This is a genomic window from Streptomyces sp. NPDC046860 (assembly GCF_040645115.1).
GTDB lineage: Bacteria > Actinomycetota > Actinomycetes > Streptomycetales > Streptomycetaceae > Streptomyces.
In genome coordinates this window covers 428383-445238 of the sequence record NZ_JBEYXQ010000002.1, presented here as the reverse complement: position 1 = coordinate 445238, position 16856 = coordinate 428383, and the positions used below count along the sequence as shown (strand labels likewise).

Sequence of the window (16856 nt, the reverse complement as noted above, 5' to 3'; positions counted from 1 at the left end):
ACTCGGCGAATACGCGTCAGAAACCGGTACCGAGGAACCATCCTTCGGCCCTGCAGGCGAAGTTTATACGACACGTGTTCACCCGTTGTTTCGGCTATCCGATTCCGATAGTCCGGGCAAGGCGATAATCGGTCGCTGATACGTGCTGAACATCCCGATTTCCCGGCCGGGCAGCCGTGCTGACCTCGTTGCACACCGCTCGCGCGGTCGGCCGATTGTCGTCGGCGTTTTTCACGAGACGATCAGGGCACCCGAAGATGCGTGATGCGGCATGCCTCGTGAATGTGCCGCAGGACACTTCCGACAGAATAATGGGCGGCGAGGCCGGATGCGGCGTTATCGATCGCTTCCGCTGGGCATCATCCCACCTGATCCGGGACCCCGGCGGCCGGACCCTCGGGCCGCCCATGCGAGGAGGGACACTTCCATGGGGGAGAAGGTCGTGGCAGGGCCGTTCGACCTGTCCGATCGCCAGCGCTACCGCGAAAAGCTCCAGAAGTGCCTGGCGGGACTGGAGCGCCTGCTGGCAGAGAAACGGTTCGACCGTCCCAAGAACCTCATGGGGCTGGAGATCGAATTGAATCTCGCCGGCCCCGACGGTATGCCGAAAATGTTGAACGGTGAGGTACTGGAGCGGATCGCCAGCCGCGATTTCCAGACCGAACTGGCCATGTTCAATCTGGAGGTCAACATCGCCCCGCACCGGCTGGGCGACCGCGTATTCGACCGGCTCGCGGAGGAACTGCGCACCTCCCTGGCCTACGCCGACCGCAAGGCGGGCGAGGTGGACGCCGGAATCGTGATGACCGGCATCCTGCCCACGCTCGGCCGGGACGACCTGGTCTCGTCCAACCTCTCCGAGGTGGACCGGTACGCCCTCCTCAACGACCAGATCGTCGCCGCGCGGGGAGAGGACTTCCGGCTGGACATCGAGGGGGTGGAGCATCTGCGGTGCACCTCCCGCTCGATCGTCCCGGAGGCCGCCTGCACCTCGGTGCAGCTGCATCTCCAGGTGACGCCCGACCGGTTCGCGGACGTGTGGAACGCGGCGCAGGCGGCCTCGGCCGCGCAGATCGCGGTGGGCGCCAACTCGCCCTTCCTGTTCGGGCACGAGCTGTGGCGGGAGTCCCGGCCACCGCTCTTCCTCCAGGCCACCGACACCCGCCCGCCCGAACTCCAGGCACAGGGCGTGCGGCCGCGCACCTGGTTCGGCGAGCGCTGGGTCACCTCAGCGCACGACCTGTTCGAGGAGAACCTGCGCTACTTCCCGCCGCTGCTGCCCATCTGCGACGACGAGGAGCCGCTGGAGGTCCTCGACACCGGAGGCGTGCCCAGGCTGGCCGAACTCGTCCTGCACAACGGCACGGTGTACCGCTGGAACCGCCCGGTCTACGACGTCGCCGACGGCGTTCCGCACCTGAGGGTGGAGAACCGGGTGCTGCCGGCCGGCCCCACCATCACCGACGTGATCGCCAACGCCGCCTTCTACTACGGCCTGGTGCGCGCGCTCGCCGAGGAGTCCCGCCCGGTGTGGACCCGGCTGCCCTTCGAGACCGCCGAGGCCAACTTCGACGCGGCCTGCCGGTACGGCATCGACGCCCGCTTCGTCTGGCCCCGCCGCGGCCGCTACGGCGGCACGGCCGAGGTCGACGCCGTCACGCTGGTCCGCGACGAGCTGCTGCCGCTCGCCGCCGCGGGACTGGACGGCTGGGGCATCGAGGCCGCCGACCGGGACTTCTACCTCGGCGTCATCGAGGAGCGCTGCCGCAAGCGGGTCAACGGCGCGTCCTGGCAGGCGGCCACCTTCCACCGCGCGCTGGAGAAGGGACACGGCCGGCAGGAGGCGCTGGCCGCGACGACGCGCCGGTACGCCGAGCTGATGCACGCCGGGGAACCGGTGCACACCTGGCCGGTGGGGGTGCCGGAGCCGGTGCCGCTGGGCTGAGGCCCGGGGAGACACGGCCGTACGCGGACGGGCGCCCGCCCTCCGTGTACGGCCCGCTGCCCTGGCCGTACGCGACCCGGTGCGCGGGCCGGCCGGGTCCTTCTGCGATCCTTTGCGCAGCACAGGCGCGCGGGGGCAGGTCGAGCCGCCCGGCGTCCGGAACGCGGGTGGAGGCGGAACCGGTGGCCGAGTCCATGGCATGGCAGCAGCCCTCCCGGCGGACGCTGCGGGACGAGACGCTGATCGTGCTGGCGCTCTCGCTCGGGGCGAGCGGCGTGTCCGCGCTCATCAGCTTCATCGGCTCGGTCACCCGGCCCGGCGGACTCAAGGACCAGGCCGCAACCCTCAACGCCTCGGCCGCGCCCGGCCGTCCATGGCTCGATCTGGCCTGGCAGCTCTTCGGGATCGCGTCCGCCCTCGTGCCGGTCGCGCTGGTCGCCTATCTGCTGTGCAGGGAGGGCGAGAGCCTCAGGACGATCGGCTTCGACCGGGGGCGGCCCGGGCCGGACCTGGCGCGCGGGGCCGCGGTCGCCGCGGTGATCGGCAGCACCGGCATCGCCTTCTACCTCGCGGCCCGCGGCCTCGGCTTCAACCTCACCGTGGTGCCCGAGGCGCTGCCCGACGTGTGGTGGAAGTACCCGGTGCTGGTGCTGTCCGCGATGCAGAACGCGGTCCTCGAAGAGGTCATCGTCGTCGGCTACCTGCTGCGCAGGCTGCACCAGTTGGGCTGGACCCCGGGGACCGCGCTGGTGGCCAGCGCGGTCCTGCGGGGCTCGTACCACCTCTACCAGGGCATCGGCGGTTTCATCGGCAACATGGTGATGGGCGTGGTCTTCGTCTGGCTGTACCGGCGGTGGGGCCGTGTCGGGCCGCTGGTCGTCGCCCACTCGCTGCTGGACATCGGCGCCTTCGTCGGATACGGCCTGCTGGCCGGGAAGGTGGGCTGGCTGCCCACCGCGTGAGCGGTGCCCCGTCCGCTCCGCTCAGGCCAGGAGTTCGCCCTCGATGACGGTGACCGCGCGGCCCACGAGCAGGGTGCGCGCGCCGCGCAGACCGGTGCGGACCAGCCCCGTGCGCCGCGACGCCTGCAGGCCGGTGAGGTCGTCCCGGCCCAGGCGCCGGGACCAGTAGGGGGCCAGCGCCGTGTGCGCGCTGCCGGTCACCGGGTCCTCGTCGACGCCGACGTTCGGGAAGAAGCAGCGCGAGACGAAGTCGTAGCCGAGCGCGGGGTCCACGGCGCGGGCGGTCACGATCACGCCCCTGCCGGCGCGGCCGGTCAGCGCCCGGTGGTCGGGGGACAGTTCCAGCACGGTCTTCTCGTCGGCCAGTTCCACCAGGAGGTCTCCGACGTCCGGGCCGGTGTCGAACGCGGCCACCGGCTGGGCGCCCAGCGCCTCGGCGAGCCCCTCCGGTACGGCGACCTCGGTCAGCGGCGCGGTGGGGAAGTCCAGGGTGATCGTCCCGTCCTCCTCCGGCGTGGCGACCATGACCCCGCTGCGGGTCGTGAACCGGACCGGGCCCCGCTGGGTGCCGGTGGTGTGCAGGACGTGCGCGGTGGCGAGGGTGGCGTGCCCGCACATCGCCACCTCGGCGACGGGCGTGAACCAGCGCAGCGCCCAGTCCGCCTCGCTCCCGGCGGGCAACCGGTGGGCGAAGGCCGTCTCGGAGTGGTTCACCTCGGCGGCGACCCGCTGGAGCCAGTCGTCGGCGGGGAACACGTCGTCCAGGAGCAGGACTCCGGCGGGGTTGCCGGTGAAGGGGAGGTCGGCGAAGGCGTCGACGATTCGGATGCGCATGGCGCGAACCCTAGGGGCTGCGACGCCCGTGCGGCCAAGGCCAGTTGCGGACAGGTGGCCTTGGCCGTCGGCCCGCGCCCCCGCTCAGGGGGCCAGGGGCAGCTGTCGCTTGTGCTCGGTACGGCGGTAGCGGTCGACGATCGTGGTGAAGGCGGGCTCCGCCACCGGCTTGCCCTCCAGGAGGTCGTCGATGTCGTCGTACGTGACGCCGAGCGCCGTCTCGTCGGCCTTGCCCGGGTCCAGGGTCTCCAGGTCGGCGGTGGGGGTCTTCCAGACCAGCTCGGCCGGGGCGCCCAGGGCGTCGGCCAGGGCGCGCACGCGGCGCTTGGTCAGGCCGGTGAGCGGGACCACGTCGGCCGCGCCGTCGCCGAACTTGGTGAAGAAGCCGGAGACCGCCTCCGCCGCGTGGTCGGTGCCGACGACCAGGCCGTCGTGGGCGCCCGCGACCGCGTACTGGGCGATCATGCGCTGGCGGGCCTTGATGTTGCCGTGCACGAAGTCCTGGTGGTGCGCGTCGTGGAAGACGGTGCCGCCAGCCACGACCGCCGCCAGCGCGGCGTCGCTCGCGGGGCGCACGTCCACGGTCAGGGTCCGGTCGGGGCGGATGAAGTCCAGCGCCCGCTGGGCGTCGGCCTCGTCGGCCTGGACACCGTAGGGCAGCCGCATCGCGTAGAACGTCGCCTCGTGGCCGGCGGCGCGGGCGCGCTCGACCGCGAGCTGGCACAGCCGGCCCGTCGTGGTCGAGTCCACGCCGCCGCTGATGCCCAGCACCAGAGCGCGCAGTCCGGTGGAGGTCAGACGCTCCGCGAGGAAGGCGATCCGGCGCTCGGTCTCCTGCTCCACGTCGAAGGACTCGGGGACCTGGAGATCGCGGGCGATCTCCTTCTGCTGCGACGCGGCGGCCAGGTCGGTCATGCTCGTTCCTCACACTTCGGCGGCGGCCCTCACCTGCGGGCCGGGTGCCATTCTGGCAAACCCGCGGCGGGCCGGGACGCGACGGGTCAGGGCTCTTCCCTGGCCTCGCGCGCCGCGCGTTCCACGCGCGCCCGGTGCTCCGCCCACCAGGCCGGGTCCCGCGACGGCAGGGCGGTGTGGCCGCTGCGCAGGCCGGCGGCGCCGTCCATGAGCTCCCGGACGATGTCGGCGTGCCCGGCGTGCCGCTGGGTGTCGCCGAGGACGCGTACGACGGCGTGGTGCAGGGTCACCTCGTCCTGGCCGTCCGGCCACCAGGGCACCCGGCCGACGGCCGTCAGCGGCAGCGCCTCGACGGTCGCGTCCGCGTGCGCCCAGGCGCGGCGGTAGAGGCCGACGATGTCCGCGCGCGACTCCTCGGCCGTCGCCCACATGTCCGCGTTGGGCTCGGCGCCCTCGGCGAGCCACGGCAGCTCCTCACCGGACGGGCGCCCGAAGACGTCCCCGAGATAGCCCAGCTCGATCCCGGCCGCGTGCTTGACCAGCCCCAGGAGGTTGGTGCCGGTCGGGGTGAGCGGGCGGCGGACGTCGTACTCACAGAGCCCGTCGAGCTTCCAGAGCAGGGCCTCGCGGGCGGAACCGAGGCAGCGGAGCAGGTCGGTCCTGGGGCCGGGTGAGGGCGCGGGCGTCACAGCGGCGTCAGCACGCAGAACTCGTTGCCCTCGGGGTCGGCGAGGACGGTCCAGGGGACGTCGCCCTGGCCGAGGTCGAGGTCGGTGGCGCCGAGGGCGCGTACGCGGTCCGCCTCCGCGGCCCGGTCGTCGCCGGGGTAGGGGCGGACGTCGAGGTGGACGCGGTTCAGGCCGGTCTTCGCGTCGGGGGTGCGGATGAACTCCAGGAAGGGCCCGACGGCCTTGGCGGAGCGCAGCCTGGCGACGCGGTCGGTCACCTCGTGCACCGTCCAGTCCATCGCCTCGCCCCAGAAGCGGGCCAGGGCGCGCGGGTCCGCGCAGTCGACGACCACGGCGGCGACCGGACCGGTGTCCCGGTAGACCTCCCTGGGCTCCAGCACGCAGAACTCGTTGCCCTCGGGGTCGGCGAGGACGGTCCAGGGGACGTCGCCCTGGCCGATGTCGACGGGGGCGGCGCCCAGCTCCCTCAGGCGCGCGACCAGTTCGGCCTGGTGGGCAGCGCTGGTGGTGGCGAGGTCGAGGTGGACGCGGTTCTTCACCGTCTTGGGGTCCGGGACGTTCAGGACGTCGATGCAGACGGCCTCGGGGGAGGGGTAGGTCACGTCACCGGGTTCGACGTCGGTCTCGTCGGGTGTGTCCCCGGTGACCTGCCAGCCGAGCGCCTCCGCCCAGAACCGGCCGAGCGCGGACTTGTCCCGGGCCTTCATCGAGATCTGCACCAGACGTGTCGTCATGCGGCAGATCGTATGCCCGCGCCGCCGGGGGGCGGGCAACGGTGTTTTCTCACGGCGGGGTCTTGTCGGTGACGGCTTACCGATATATCGTCGAAGTGTCGCGGAAGCTACGCGATCGGATGTGACGGATCGACGACAGGACGGAGTGATCGTGATGCACGGTCATGGATTCGCGCGCGGGCCCTGGGGGCCCGGACCCGGCCCGCACGGCCCGCACGGCCCGGGTGGCCCGGGTGGATTCGAAGGGCGGCGGGGCGCGTTCGGGCCCTTCGGGCCGGGCGGCCCCGGATTCGGCGGCCCCATGTTCGGCGGCCCCGCCTTCGGGGGCGGACGCGGACGCGGCGGGCCAAGGGGACGGGCGCGGCGCGGCGACGTACGGGCGTCGATCCTCGCGCTGCTGGTGGACCGGCCCATGCACGGCTACGAGATGATCCAGGAGATCGCCGAGCGCAGCGGCGGCGCGTGGAAGCCGAGCCCCGGCTCGGTCTACCCGACCCTGCAACTGCTGGAGGACGAGGGGCTGATCGCCAGTGAGAGCGAGGGCGGCAAGCGGCTGTTCGCCCTCACCGACAGCGGCCGTACCGCCGCCGAGGAGGGCCCGGACGCCCCCTGGGAGGAAGCCTCGCGGGGTGTGGACTGGGAGGCGCTCGGCGAGATCCGCCAGGCCGGGGCCGGCCTGATGGAGGCGTTCGGCCAGGTCTGGAAGACCGGGACGAAGGAGCAGCGGGACAAGGCCCTGGGCGTCCTCAACGACGCGCGCAAGCGGCTGTACCTCATCCTCGCCGACGAGGACTGAGGCTCACGCGGGCACGCGTCGTATCACCGCCGCGTCGAAGAGGTCCCAGGCGCGCGGGAAGGGGCCCTCGTCGTGGCAGTGCCAGGCGTCCCAGAACAGATCGGCGGGCAGCGCGTCCGACGGGGCGTACACCCGGTACACGTACTGCCTGCCGTCGACCGCCGGCAGGCTCACCAGCCAGCACAGGCGTCCTTCCTCCACGTCGTGTGGGACGTGTGCGGGCGCCGTGTGGTTGCGCCGGGGCGCGCGGCGGGCCGGGCGCGCCCCTGAGGCGGGCGGTCCGGCGTCATCCGTGAGAAGGAGACGCGGGGCGCGGGCCTCCACTCTGCGTGGGACGCGCGAATGGTTCCCCTCGTGGATGTGAAGAGACCGCCGTGACTGATGGGGTGGGACCGTGGAACCCCGTACAGCCGGCCGGGCCGTCCCCGACGAGGGCGGCGCCGGCGCACAGGACGACACCGGAATCGACGCCACGCTCGCGGCGGCCGTCGCCGGTGCCCGCCGCCGCGCCGTGCGGGACGGCGACCGGCAGATCGACACCGCCCATCTGCTGCACTCCCTCCTCGACTCCGACCCCGAGGCCCGCGCCGCCGTCGGGCCTCCGCTGGTCCGGCTGCTCGGCTACCTCGTGCAGCGGAGCATCGGCTATGGGATCGGCTGGCAGCGCGCCACCGAGGGCGGCGGCGCGCCGGGCCCGGTGCCCAGGCCGGTACGGGGCGACGGCACCTTCGAGGGGCCCGAACGCTGGTCGCCCCCGGCGGCCGAGGCCATGCGGGACGCCCGGCGCCGCGCCGCCCGCCGGGGCGAACCCCGCGCGACCGGCATCGATCTGCTCGCCGCCCTGGTGGCCGACCCCCGCTCCCGCGCCGTCGAGGTCCTGGAGCGCGCCGGAGTCCCCGCCGGCGCACTGGCCGCGGCGACGCGCCCCGCGGCACGGCCGGCGCCGGACGTCGGGACGGGCTCCGGGTCCAGCCTCTGAGACAGGTGCGAACAGGGGTGACGCTCATGTCGTCGCCTGTCATCATGTGCGCGTGCGTTCGACCGGAAACACTGAGAACGGCCGGGGAGCCGGGCTCGCCCTCGCGCTGGTGTCGGCCCTGGCCTTCGGCGGGTCGGGAGTCGCGGCCAAGCCGCTGATCGAGGCGGGCCTCGACCCGCTGCACGTCGTCTGGCTGCGGGTGACCGGCGCTGCCCTGGTGATGCTGCCCCTCGCGGTACGCCACCGCGCGCTGCTCCGTCAGCGCCCGGCGCTGCTCGCCGGGTTCGGGCTGCTCGCCGTCGCCGGGGTGCAGGCCTGCTACTTCGCCGCGATCTCCCGCATCCCGGTCGGCGTCGCGCTGCTCGTGGAGTACCTGGCCCCGGCGCTGGTGCTCGGCTGGGTGCGGTTCGTGCAGCGCCGCCCGGTGACCAGGGCGGCCGCGCTCGGCGTGGTCCTCGCGGCCGGGGGACTCGCCTGCGTGGTCGAGGTCTGGTCCGGGCTGCGCTTCGACGCGCTCGGTCTGCTCCTCGCCCTCGGCGCCGCCTGCTGCCAGGTCGGCTACTTCGTGCTGTCCGACCAGGGCGGTGACGCGGGGGAGCGGGCGCCCGATCCGCTCGGTGTGATCGCGTACGGGCTGCTGGCCGGTGCCGCCGTGCTCACCGCCGTGGCCCGGCCCTGGACCATGGACCGTTCTGTACTGACCGGCACCGCCCGCCTGGACGGCGTCCCGGTGCCCGCCGTCGCGCTGCTCGCCTGGATCGTCCTCGTCGCCACGGTCGCCGCCTACGTCACCGGCGTGCTGTCGGTGCGGCGGCTGTCCCCGCAGGTCGCGGGGGTCGTCGCCTGCCTGGAGGCCGTCATCGCCACCGTGCTGGCCTGGGTGCTGCTCGGCGAGCACCTGTCGCTGCCGCAGGTGGCCGGGGGAGCGGTGGTCCTGGCCGGGGCGTTCATCGCGCAGTCCTCCGCGCCGGCCAGGGGACACCCCGAGCCGGTCGCGGAGGGCGGCGCGGAGCGGGAACTGTCCGCGCGGGGGACCGCCGCCTGACGCGGGGGACCGCCGTCCAAGGGCCCCTGGTTCGGGGCCCCTAGTTCAGGGCCTCGGCCTCGCCGGCCGGGTGTGCCAGGTAGGCGGGCAGGCCGGTGTCCGGTGCGAGGTCCGCGTCCGCGAGCGGGGTGCCGTACGCCGTGTGCACGGGGACGACGCCGGCCCAGTACGGCAGGGCCAGGTCCTCGGGCTCGTCGTTCACGCCGCCGGTGCGGATCTTGGCGGAGACCTCGTCCAGGTCCAGCCGGATCACCGCCGTGGCCGCCAGCTCCTTGCGGTTGGCGGGGCGGGAGTCGGCCGACCGGCCCGGCACCACCTGGTCCACCACCGCGTCCAGCGCCGTCCGCCGCTCCTCGGGGTCGGTGACCTCGTGGGCGACGCCGTGCACCACCACGGAGCGGTAGTTGATCGAGTGGTGGAACGCGGACCGGGCGAGCACCAGCCCGTCGACATGGGTGACCGTCAGGCACACCGGCAGGCCCGGATCGGCGGTCCCGGTCATCCGCAGCGGGCGCGAACCCGTGGAGCCGTGCACGTACAGCCGCTCACCGACCCGGCCGTAGAGCGTCGGCAGCACCACGGGGGCGCCGTCGCGGACGAAGCCGAGGTGGCAGAGGTAGCCCGCGTCGAGGATCGCGTGCACCGTCTCCCGGTCGTACGCGGCGCGCTGCGCGGCCCGGGTCGGCACGGTGCGGTCGGTCGGTGCGTAGGCGGCCTGCGGTGTTTCCTGTCCGGTCCCCTGCATGGCGGTCCCTCCCTGGTTTTCTGACTGGACTTCTGATTGCACTAGTGCATAATTAGGTTTGTGCTAGGAGAGTATCGGATTCAGGGGCGCGGTGCGGCGGAGATCGCCGCCGATGTCGAACGCGCGGTCGGTTCCGGGGAGCTGCTGCCGGGCCAGGCGCTGCCTCCCATGCGGGAGTTGGCGGCCCGGCTCGACGTGAATCCCAATACGGTCGCGGCCGCCTACCGCACCCTGCGCGAGCGCGGGGTGATCGAGACCGCCGGCCGCCGGGGCAGCAGGGTCCGCCCGAAACCGGCGACGACCGGCCGCGACGAGCTGCGCGTCGACGTGCCCGAGGGGGTGCGGGACCTGTCCACCGGCAACCCCGACCCCGCGCTGCTGCCGGCCCTCGCCCCGGCGTTCGCGGCGGCCGCGGCCCACGCCGACCGCGCCCCGGTGCTCTACGGCGACGACCCGGCCGACCCCGGTCTCGTCCGCGCCGCCCGCGCGGCGCTGGACGCCGACGGTGTCCCCGTCGGGCCGCTCACGCTCACCTCCGGCTCCCTCGACGCCATCGAGCGCGTCCTCGCCGCCCACCTGAGGCCGGGCGACGCGGTCGCCGTGGAGGACCCCGGCTGGGGGAGCGTGCTGGACCTGATTCCCGCGCTCGGGCTGCGCGCCGTCCCCGTGGGCGTGGACGACGAGGGCCCGCTGCCCGCGGGACTGGAGGCCGCCCTCGCCTCCGGTGCCCGCGCGCTGGTCGTCACCGCCCGCGCCCAGAACCCCACCGGCGCCTCGGTGAGCGCCGCGCGCGCACGGCTGCTGCGCGCCGTGCTGCACCGGCATCCCGCCACCGTGCTCATCGAGGACGACCACGGCCACGGCTTCGTCGACCTCCCGGCGCACCCCCTCGCGGGCGCCACCCGGCACTGGGCGTTCGTCCGTTCCGTGTCCAAGACCTACGGCCCCGACCTCCGGCTGGCCGTCCTCGCGGGCGACGCCCGCACCGTCGACCTGGTCCGCGGACGCCAGCGGCTCGGCCCCGGCTGGGTGAGCCATCTGCTGCAGCGCGCCGTCGCCCGGCTCTGGGCGGACGGGGCGGTGGGTCCGGAGGCGGCGGCCGCGTACAGCGCGCGCCGCGGCCGGCTCCTCGAGGCGCTGGCGGAACGCGGGGTCACCGCCCGCGGCCGCAGCGGCATGAACGTCTGGGTGCCGGTGCCCGACGAGACCGGCGCCGTCGCCCGGCTCCTCCAGCAGGGCTGGGCGGTGGCCCCCGGCGCCCGGTTCCGGCTGGACTCACCGCCCGCCGTCCGCATCACGGTCTCCCCCCTGACCGAGGCGGACATCGAACCGCTCGCGGACGCGGTGGCGGCGGCGGTACGCCCGTCCCCGGCCCGCACCCTGCGATAGCGCTCAGGCCCGCCCGTCAGGCCCGGCTCTTGCGCCTGACCTGTGTCAGCGCCGCCCCGACGATGACGATCACCGCGCCCACCGGGGTGGTCCAGCGCAGCGACTCGCCGAGGATCGTCACCCCGGCCACGGTGGCGATCACCGGCACGAAGTAGGTGACCATCTGGGCCGTCGTCGGCCCGACCTCGGCGACCAGGCCGTACTGGACGAGCATCGCCAGGCCGGTGCCGAGGGCGCCCAGCACGGCCACCGCCAGCAGCGGGCCCACCGGGAAGCGGTCCGGGACGGAGGTGAACAGCGGGGTGACCACCGCGAGCTGGCCCGTGGCGAGCAGCAACTGCGCGCCGGTCATCGACAGGTGGGAGTTGCCCGTGCCCGCCAGTGTCCGCCGTACGTAGATCCAGCCGACCGGGTAGCTCAGCGAGGCCAGCAGGGCGAGTGCGGTGCCCTGGGCGTCCAGGCCGTGGAAGCCCTGCCAGGCGCCCAGGACGGTGAGCACGCCGAGGAAGCCGAGTCCGAGCCCGGCGACGCGGAGCCTGGTCGGCCGGTCCTCCGAGAGGGCGACCAGGGAGAACGCCATGCCCCACAGCGGGGAGGTGGCATTGCAGATGCCGGCCAGCGTGGAGGGGATCGTCAGCTCGGCGAACGCGAAGAGGGAGAAGGGCAGGGCGTTGAGGAAGAACGCGGCGACCATGAGGTGGGCCCAGGTCCTCGCCCCGCGCGGCAGCCGCTCCCGCTTCACGGCCATGGCCGCCACGAGCACGGCGGTGCCGAACAGCAGGCGGCCCAGGGTGACCTGGAAGGGTGCGTAGGCTCCCGTGCCGACCTTGATCAGCAGGAAGCTGAAGCCCCAGATCAGGGACAGCAGGCCGAAGCGCAGCCGCCAGTCCAGCAGGCGGGGCGTGCGCGGGGGCGCCGGGACGGCGGCGGACGTGGTGGACGGGGGCCGGGAAGGGGTGACCGTGCTCATGACGTCAAAGATGCGGTACGCAACTTCGTAGCACAATCGAGAATTACAGCGCGATACCTTTTAGGATCGCTTACATGTTGAACCTGGAGCGCCTGCGCACCCTGCACGCCTTCGCCCGGCACGGCTCGGTCAGCGCCGCCGCCGAGGCACTGCACGTGACCACCTCCGCCGTCTCCCAGCAGCTCGGCAAGCTGGAGCGGGAGGCCGGACAGCGGCTCCTCGCCAAGAACGGGCGCGGGGTACGGCTCACGGACGCCGGGCGCCTGCTGTCCGAGCACGCGGCCCGCATCCTCTCCCAGGTCGAGCTGGCCCAGTCCGACCTGGAGGCGCACCGGGGCCAGGTCGCCGGGGAACTCAGGATGTCGGCGTTCCCCACCGCGGCCAGGGGACTCTTCCCGTCCGCGCTCGCCGCGCTGCGCGCCCGGCACCCCGCCCTGCGGCTGCGCTCCTGCGAGCTGGAGCCGGAACTCGGCGTCGCCGGGGTCGCGCGCGGAGACCTCGACCTCGCCGTCGTCCTCGACTGGTACAACAAGCCGATGCCCGTGCCCGACGGCCTCGTCAAGGAACCGCTCCTGGACGACCCGGCCGAGGTCGCGCTGCCCGCCGGGCACCCGCTCGCCGGGCGCGACGAGGTGGACCTCGCGGAGTTCGCCGAGGACGAGTGGATCACCTGGGGCGAGGGCGAGTTCTGCCACGAGTGGCTGCTGTTCACCCTGCGCTCCAAGGGCGTCGAACCCATCGTCGGCCACCGCGCGGGCGAGACCCACACCCAGCTCGCGCTGGTCGCCGCCGGGCTCGGGGTCTGCATCGCGCCCCTGCTGGGCCGCGACCCCGTACCGCCCGGCGTCGTCCTCGTCCCGCTCAGGCAGCGGGTGCGGCGGCACGTCTACGTGCTGTGGCGGGCGGACGCCGACCGCCGCCCCTCGATCCGCGCCGCCGTCGACGCGTTGCGCACGGCGGCCGGACAGGCCCGCTGACTCCTCAACGCCCGCCGGGCGCGGCCAGCTTGCGGAAGTCCCAGGACACGATCTTCTCCGGCGTCAGCCGGGCCCAGGCGTGCCGGCCGTCGTGCGGCATCTCGTCCATGCCGAAGTTCTTCCGCGCGAACAGCGTCTCCGCCGTGTCGAGTTCGGCACACAGTTCGCCCGTGCGCGGCACCTCACCCACGAACTCCATCCGCCCGGACAGCTCGGCCCCCCGCAACTGGTCGTACTCCTCACCGCAGTCGACGACCACGGCCACCCGCGCGTCGTGCCGCAACTGGGTCCAGCGTCTGCTGCGCACGACGGAGTAGAGCCACAGCGAGGTGCCGTCCCAGACGAACCACAACGCGCTGACGTGCGGAGTGCCGTCCGCCGAGACGGTCGCCACCCGGCAGGTGCGCTGACCTGTCAGGAAGTCGTCCAGCTCACCGGGCGTCATCATGATCTTCCGGCCCCGGCGCTGCTGAGTGACGGTCATGCGGCCCCCCCCCTTGTCGGCCGGTCAGGCCAGCTTGATCTCGTCGCCGGACACGGTGATCTTCTCCTCGGGCAGGGGCGCCGTCGCGGGCCCCTGCTTCACGCTGCCGTCCGTCACCGAGAAGTGGCTGTTGTGGCACGGGCAGACGATCACCCCGTCCGCGACGCTGCCCACCGCGCAGCCCTGGTGGGTGCACTTCGCCGAGAACGCCTTGTACGTCCCGGCGCTCGGCTGGGTGACCACCACACCCTGGTCCTTGAAGATCTTGCCGCCGCCCTCGGGGATGTCCGAGGTCTTGGCGAGGGCGTCACCGGCGGAACCGGTACCGGCCGCGTCCGAACCGCCGTCCTGCGAACCGCAGGCGGCCAGCGCCACGGTGAGTCCGGCCGCTCCCGCCGCCGCGATCACGGTGCGCCGGTCCGGTCCGGCAGTGGGTCGGGGCGATGCGCTGGTCATGGGGCGTTTCCTTCCGCCGGAGTGAGCGTTCTTGATCCGTCCAGGGGTACGGCCCCGTGGCAGCCACCGTTCAGCGACGGCCCTGATCCTCGCGCCCGGGGCATGAGGAAGGCGTAAGAACCCGGTCCGGGGCCGGCGCCCGCCCGCTGAGACACGGTCAGGTGACCGGTACGAGCCGGACCGGCAGTTCCCGCACGCTGTTGCCGACGAAACCGGGGTGCCGGGGCAGGTCCGCCTCCGCGACGGCCGGTTCGAGGTCCGGGAACCGGGCGAACAGGCGCTCCAGCGCGACCGTCGCCTCCAGCCGCGCCAGCGGCGCGCCCAGGCAGTAATGGGCGCCGTGCCCGAGGGACAGATGGCGCACGGCGTCGGGCCGGGCCGGCAGCCGCACGTCGAAGCGGTCGGCGTCCGGCCCGTGGGCCGCCTTGTCGCGCCCGGCGGCGGAGTAGCCGGCGAGGACCGGGGTGCCCGCCGGTACGGTCGTGCCGCCGACGGAAAGGTCCCGCACCGGATAGCGGAACGGGAAGCAGCTCACCGGCGAGTCCCAGCGGAGGGTCTCCTCCACCACGTCGGCCCAGCCCGCCTCGCCCTCGCGGACCAGTTCGAGCTGGTCGCGGTGGCCGCACAGGGCCCGCACCGCGTTGGTGATCAGGTTCAGCGTGGTCTCGTGCCCCGCGACGATCAGCAGCACCAGGGTGCCGATCAGCTCCTCCTGCCCGAGCCGGTCGCCGCCCTCGTCGCGGGCGGCGATGAGGGCGCTGATCAGATCGCCGCCGGGGTCCGCGGCCTTGCCCGCGGCTATCTCACCGAGCACGGCCAGGAGTTCACGATTGGCGGCCAGCACCGCCTCCGGGGCGAGGTCGGTCGACACCACATGGCTGCTCAGCTGGTGCAGGCGGTCGCGGAACCGCTCGTCCACGCCGAGGAGTTCACAGATGACGCCCATCGGCAGCGGCAGCGCGAAGTGCCGCCGCAGGTCGACCGTGCCGCCGCCCGCCGCCTCCATGCCGTCCAGCAGCGAGTCGGTCAGCTCCTCGATCCGCGGCCGCAGTTCGGCCACCCGGCGCGGCGTGAAGGCGCGGCTGACCAGCGACCGCAGCCGACGGTGGTCGGCTCCGTCGGCCGTGGTCATGCCGCGCACGGTGGCGAACGTCAGCAGCGGCCAGCCCGGCGCGATCCGCCCCTCGCTCAGGGCCCTGAAATGCGCGGCGTCCTTGGCGACTTCGGGATGCTGGAGGAACTCCCGCAGCGCGTCGTGCCCCAGGACGGCCACCCCCTCGATCCCGCCCGGCAGTCCGACGGCGGCCACCGGGCCGCGCGCCAGCAGACGGGCGTTGTCGGCGTGCGGGCAGCCCCCGGAGGCGTCCAGGCGGTGCGGGTCTCCGGCGGATGAGGTCTCCACGGTTCTCCTGACGGTCGTACGGCCGGTCCGGGTCGTGCGGGGAGGTACGAGGCCGATCGTAGGCGCGCGCGGGCCCTGGGCGGAGGGGGCCGGCCGAGGTGGTGCGCGCGGCCGGGACGCGGCCCCCGGCCGGCCCCCGGCGGGCCCGCGGCGTGCTTCCGGCCGGTCCTCGGCGGACCTCCGGCGGGCCGCCGCGGGCGATATAGCCTGGGCGGATGCTGAGCGAAGTCACCGCCACCCGGTTCGTCACGCCCCTGCGTGAGGGCGGTTCGATGCCCGGGCTCGTCGAGACCGACGATCTCGGGCTCCACGTCCTGAAGTTCACCGGCGCCGGGCAGGGCCGCAAGACCCTCGTCGCCGAGGTCGTGTGCGGGGAACTGGCCCGGCGCCTCGGCTTCCGGGTGCCCGGTCTGGTGACCGTCCGGCTGGATTCCGTCCTCGGCCTCGGCGAACCCGAGCGCCAGGTGCAGGACCTGCTGCGCTCCAGCGGCGGCGTCAACCTCGGCATGCGCTTCCTCTCCGGCGCCCTCGGCTACGACCCCCTCGCCTTCCCCGTCGATTCCGCGGAGGCGGGCCGGATCGTCTGGTTCGACGCGCTGGTCAACAACGTCGACCGCTCCTGGCGCAACCCCAACCTGCTGGTGCAGGGGGGCGGGCTGTGGCTCATCGACCACGGCGCCACCATGATCTGGCACCACAACTGGCCCTCCGTGGACGCCTCCGCCGCCCGGCCCTACGACGCCGCCGACCACGCCCTCGCCCGCTTCGCCCCCGACGTCACCGCCGCCGCGGCCGACCTGGCCCGCCTGGTCACCGAGGACCTGCTCGCGGAGGTCACCGCAGAGATCCCCGACGCCTGGCTCGCCGACGAGCCCGGCTTCGACACCCCCGACGACCTGCGCCGTGCCTACGCGCGCCCGCTGCTCGCCCGCGCGGGCACCGTCCACGAACGCATCGAGGGCCTCAAGGAGAGCAAGTGAGCGAGCACCACATTCACATGGCCGGAGATGTGGTCGAGCGCCACATCATCCGGGGCGGCCAGGGCGGCGACCGCGAGGTCTACGAGTACGCCCTGCTGCGGGTCGTGCCGCGCGTCGAGCGAGGGGAGCGGATCAACGCCGGGGTGATCGTCTACTGCCGCGCCCGGGGCTACGTCGGCGCCCGCACCCACTTGGACGAGGCCCGGCTGCTCGCGCTGGACCCGTCGGCGGACGTCGCCGGGGTGCGCGCCGCGCTCGGTGCCGTGGAGCGGGTCTGCGCGGGCGGGGAGGAGGCCGGGCAGGCGGCCGGTGACGACGCCGGGCGGCGTTTCCGCTGGCTGATCGCGCCCCGCTCCACCGTCGTCCGGCCCGGTCCGGTGCACACCGGGCTGACCGCCGACCCGGTGGCCGAGACCGAGCGTCTGCTGGACCTCCTGGTGAGGTAATGGATCACACCGCCCGGTGTCTCGTTGACACCGGGTGCCAGGGCTTCTAGCGTCACGGGTGCTGAAGGTACTAAGCGGTCGCTCACCGCACGGCGGGTCCGGTGCCGG

Annotated in this window: 19 protein-coding genes; 9 read left to right on the top strand and 10 right to left on the bottom strand. The window is 73.8% G+C overall.

From position 1 onward, the window contains the following. Positions 1-427: 427 nt before the first annotated feature. Together ABZ898_RS05585 and ABZ898_RS05580 are read left to right on the top strand one after the other, a co-directional pair. A complete protein-coding gene (locus ABZ898_RS05585; RefSeq protein WP_361653056.1) occupies positions 428-1945 on the top strand; it encodes a glutamate--cysteine ligase in 1518 nt (505 codons plus the stop codon). 194 nt (positions 1946-2139) lie between these two features. Further along, on the top strand, positions 2140-2907 hold the full coding sequence (locus ABZ898_RS05580; protein WP_361653144.1) for a type II CAAX endopeptidase family protein: 768 nt from the start codon (positions 2140-2142) through the stop codon (positions 2905-2907). A gap of 21 nt (positions 2908-2928) precedes the next feature. On the opposite strand, the gene ABZ898_RS05575 is transcribed toward ABZ898_RS05580, so the two are convergent. From ABZ898_RS05575 to ABZ898_RS05560, 4 genes are all read right to left on the bottom strand, one after another. Next, on the bottom strand, positions 2929-3741 hold the full coding sequence (locus ABZ898_RS05575) for a PhzF family phenazine biosynthesis protein (RefSeq protein WP_361653054.1): 813 nt from the start codon (positions 3739-3741) through the stop codon (positions 2929-2931). A gap of 84 nt (positions 3742-3825) precedes the next feature. Next, positions 3826-4656 (bottom strand): ammonia-dependent NAD(+) synthetase, encoded by an 831-nt coding sequence (nadE, locus tag ABZ898_RS05570; RefSeq protein ID WP_361653052.1) that lies wholly within the window; start codon positions 4654-4656, stop codon positions 3826-3828. An 86-nt stretch (positions 4657-4742) separates the two neighbouring features. After that, positions 4743-5345: a DinB family protein gene (locus ABZ898_RS05565; protein WP_361653050.1), complete on the bottom strand. Its 603-nt coding sequence runs from the start codon at positions 5343-5345 to the stop codon at positions 4743-4745. Further along, entirely contained in the window at positions 5342-6079 is a 738-nt protein-coding gene (locus ABZ898_RS05560) for a VOC family protein (protein ID WP_361653048.1), read from the bottom strand. Before ABZ898_RS05560 ends, ABZ898_RS05565 begins: the two co-directional genes overlap by 4 nt. Positions 6080-6233: 154 nt before the next feature. Here ABZ898_RS05560 and ABZ898_RS05555 point away from each other — a divergent pair, with 154 nt between their 5' ends. After that, positions 6234-6875 carry a PadR family transcriptional regulator gene (locus ABZ898_RS05555; RefSeq protein WP_361653142.1) on the top strand — a complete coding sequence of 214 codons (642 nt, stop codon included), beginning with the start codon at positions 6234-6236 and terminating at the stop codon, positions 6873-6875. 3 nt (positions 6876-6878) lie between these two features. On the opposite strand, the gene ABZ898_RS05550 is transcribed toward ABZ898_RS05555, so the two are convergent. Further along, complete coding sequence (locus tag ABZ898_RS05550) at positions 6879-7076, bottom strand: hypothetical protein (protein WP_361653150.1); 198 nt, start codon at positions 7074-7076, stop codon at positions 6879-6881. A 262-nt stretch (positions 7077-7338) separates the two neighbouring features. On the opposite strand from ABZ898_RS05550, the gene ABZ898_RS05545 reads away from it, so the two are divergent. Both ABZ898_RS05545 and ABZ898_RS05540 read left to right on the top strand, forming a co-directional pair. After that, the gene (locus ABZ898_RS05545) at positions 7339-7854 is read left to right on the top strand and encodes a Clp protease N-terminal domain-containing protein (protein ID WP_361653140.1); all 516 of its coding nucleotides are present in this window, start codon (positions 7339-7341) and stop codon (positions 7852-7854) included. A 52-nt stretch (positions 7855-7906) separates the two neighbouring features. Continuing rightward, complete coding sequence (locus tag ABZ898_RS05540; protein ID WP_361653046.1) at positions 7907-8899, top strand: EamA family transporter; 993 nt, start codon at positions 7907-7909, stop codon at positions 8897-8899. Positions 8900-8939: 40 nt separating this feature from the next. Here the strand turns inward: ABZ898_RS05540 and ABZ898_RS05535 are convergent, their stop codons facing one another. Then, positions 8940-9644, bottom strand: coding sequence for a pyridoxamine 5'-phosphate oxidase family protein (locus tag ABZ898_RS05535; protein WP_361653044.1), 705 nt, complete (start codon positions 9642-9644; stop codon positions 8940-8942). A gap of 60 nt (positions 9645-9704) precedes the next feature. Between ABZ898_RS05535 and ABZ898_RS05530 the strand changes: the two genes are divergently transcribed. Continuing rightward, entirely contained in the window at positions 9705-11033 is a 1329-nt protein-coding gene (locus tag ABZ898_RS05530; protein WP_361653042.1) for an aminotransferase class I/II-fold pyridoxal phosphate-dependent enzyme, read from the top strand. A 16-nt stretch (positions 11034-11049) separates the two neighbouring features. Here ABZ898_RS05530 and ABZ898_RS05525 read toward each other — a convergent pair whose 3' ends face one another. Next, positions 11050-12003 carry a DMT family transporter gene (locus ABZ898_RS05525; protein WP_361653040.1) on the bottom strand — a complete coding sequence of 318 codons (954 nt, stop codon included), beginning with the start codon at positions 12001-12003 and terminating at the stop codon, positions 11050-11052. 74 nt (positions 12004-12077) lie between these two features. Between ABZ898_RS05525 and ABZ898_RS05520 the strand changes: the two genes are divergently transcribed. Beyond that, positions 12078-12980 (top strand): LysR family transcriptional regulator, encoded by a 903-nt coding sequence (locus ABZ898_RS05520; RefSeq protein WP_361653038.1) that lies wholly within the window; start codon positions 12078-12080, stop codon positions 12978-12980. 4 nt (positions 12981-12984) lie between these two features. On the opposite strand, the gene ABZ898_RS05515 is transcribed toward ABZ898_RS05520, so the two are convergent. The 3 genes from ABZ898_RS05515 to ABZ898_RS05505 all read right to left on the bottom strand — a co-directional run bounded on the left by ABZ898_RS05515 (position 12985) and on the right by ABZ898_RS05505 (position 15322). Then, positions 12985-13464 carry a pyridoxamine 5'-phosphate oxidase family protein gene (locus ABZ898_RS05515; RefSeq protein WP_361653036.1) on the bottom strand — a complete coding sequence of 160 codons (480 nt, stop codon included), beginning with the start codon at positions 13462-13464 and terminating at the stop codon, positions 12985-12987. Between the two features lie 24 nt (positions 13465-13488). Continuing rightward, positions 13489-13920 carry a Rieske (2Fe-2S) protein gene (locus ABZ898_RS05510; protein WP_361653034.1) on the bottom strand — a complete coding sequence of 144 codons (432 nt, stop codon included), beginning with the start codon at positions 13918-13920 and terminating at the stop codon, positions 13489-13491. 157 nt (positions 13921-14077) lie between these two features. After that, entirely contained in the window at positions 14078-15322 is a 1245-nt protein-coding gene (locus tag ABZ898_RS05505) for a cytochrome P450 (protein WP_361653032.1), read from the bottom strand. Positions 15323-15537: 215 nt separating this feature from the next. Here ABZ898_RS05505 and ABZ898_RS05500 point away from each other — a divergent pair, with 215 nt between their 5' ends. After that, positions 15538-16302, top strand: coding sequence for a HipA family kinase (locus tag ABZ898_RS05500; RefSeq protein ID WP_361653030.1), 765 nt, complete (start codon positions 15538-15540; stop codon positions 16300-16302). Then, on the top strand, positions 16299-16748 hold the full coding sequence (locus ABZ898_RS05495; RefSeq protein ID WP_361653028.1) for a DUF3037 domain-containing protein: 450 nt from the start codon (positions 16299-16301) through the stop codon (positions 16746-16748). The genes ABZ898_RS05500 and ABZ898_RS05495 overlap by 4 nt, the downstream gene beginning before the upstream one ends. The last annotated feature ends 108 nt before the right edge of the window (positions 16749-16856 follow it).

Coding starts and splice junctions, on each gene's coding strand:
- ABZ898_RS05510 (WP_361653034.1), bottom strand. CDS start 13,920: ATGACCAGCGCATCGCCCCGACCCACTGCCGGACCGGACCGGCGCACC.
- ABZ898_RS05555 (WP_361653142.1), top strand. CDS start 6,234: ATGCACGGTCATGGATTCGCGCGCGGGCCCTGGGGGCCCGGACCCGGC.
- ABZ898_RS05500 (WP_361653030.1), top strand. CDS start 15,538: ATGCTGAGCGAAGTCACCGCCACCCGGTTCGTCACGCCCCTGCGTGAG.
- ABZ898_RS05525 (WP_361653040.1), bottom strand. CDS start 12,003: ATGAGCACGGTCACCCCTTCCCGGCCCCCGTCCACCACGTCCGCCGCC.
- ABZ898_RS05535 (WP_361653044.1), bottom strand. CDS start 9,644: ATGCAGGGGACCGGACAGGAAACACCGCAGGCCGCCTACGCACCGACC.
- nadE (WP_361653052.1), bottom strand. CDS start 4,656: ATGACCGACCTGGCCGCCGCGTCGCAGCAGAAGGAGATCGCCCGCGAT.
- ABZ898_RS05575 (WP_361653054.1), bottom strand. CDS start 3,741: ATGCGCATCCGAATCGTCGACGCCTTCGCCGACCTCCCCTTCACCGGC.
- ABZ898_RS05560 (WP_361653048.1), bottom strand. CDS start 6,079: ATGACGACACGTCTGGTGCAGATCTCGATGAAGGCCCGGGACAAGTCC.
- ABZ898_RS05520 (WP_361653038.1), top strand. CDS start 12,078: ATGTTGAACCTGGAGCGCCTGCGCACCCTGCACGCCTTCGCCCGGCAC.
- ABZ898_RS05580 (WP_361653144.1), top strand. CDS start 2,140: ATGGCATGGCAGCAGCCCTCCCGGCGGACGCTGCGGGACGAGACGCTG.
- ABZ898_RS05585 (WP_361653056.1), top strand. CDS start 428: ATGGGGGAGAAGGTCGTGGCAGGGCCGTTCGACCTGTCCGATCGCCAG.
- ABZ898_RS05515 (WP_361653036.1), bottom strand. CDS start 13,464: ATGACCGTCACTCAGCAGCGCCGGGGCCGGAAGATCATGATGACGCCC.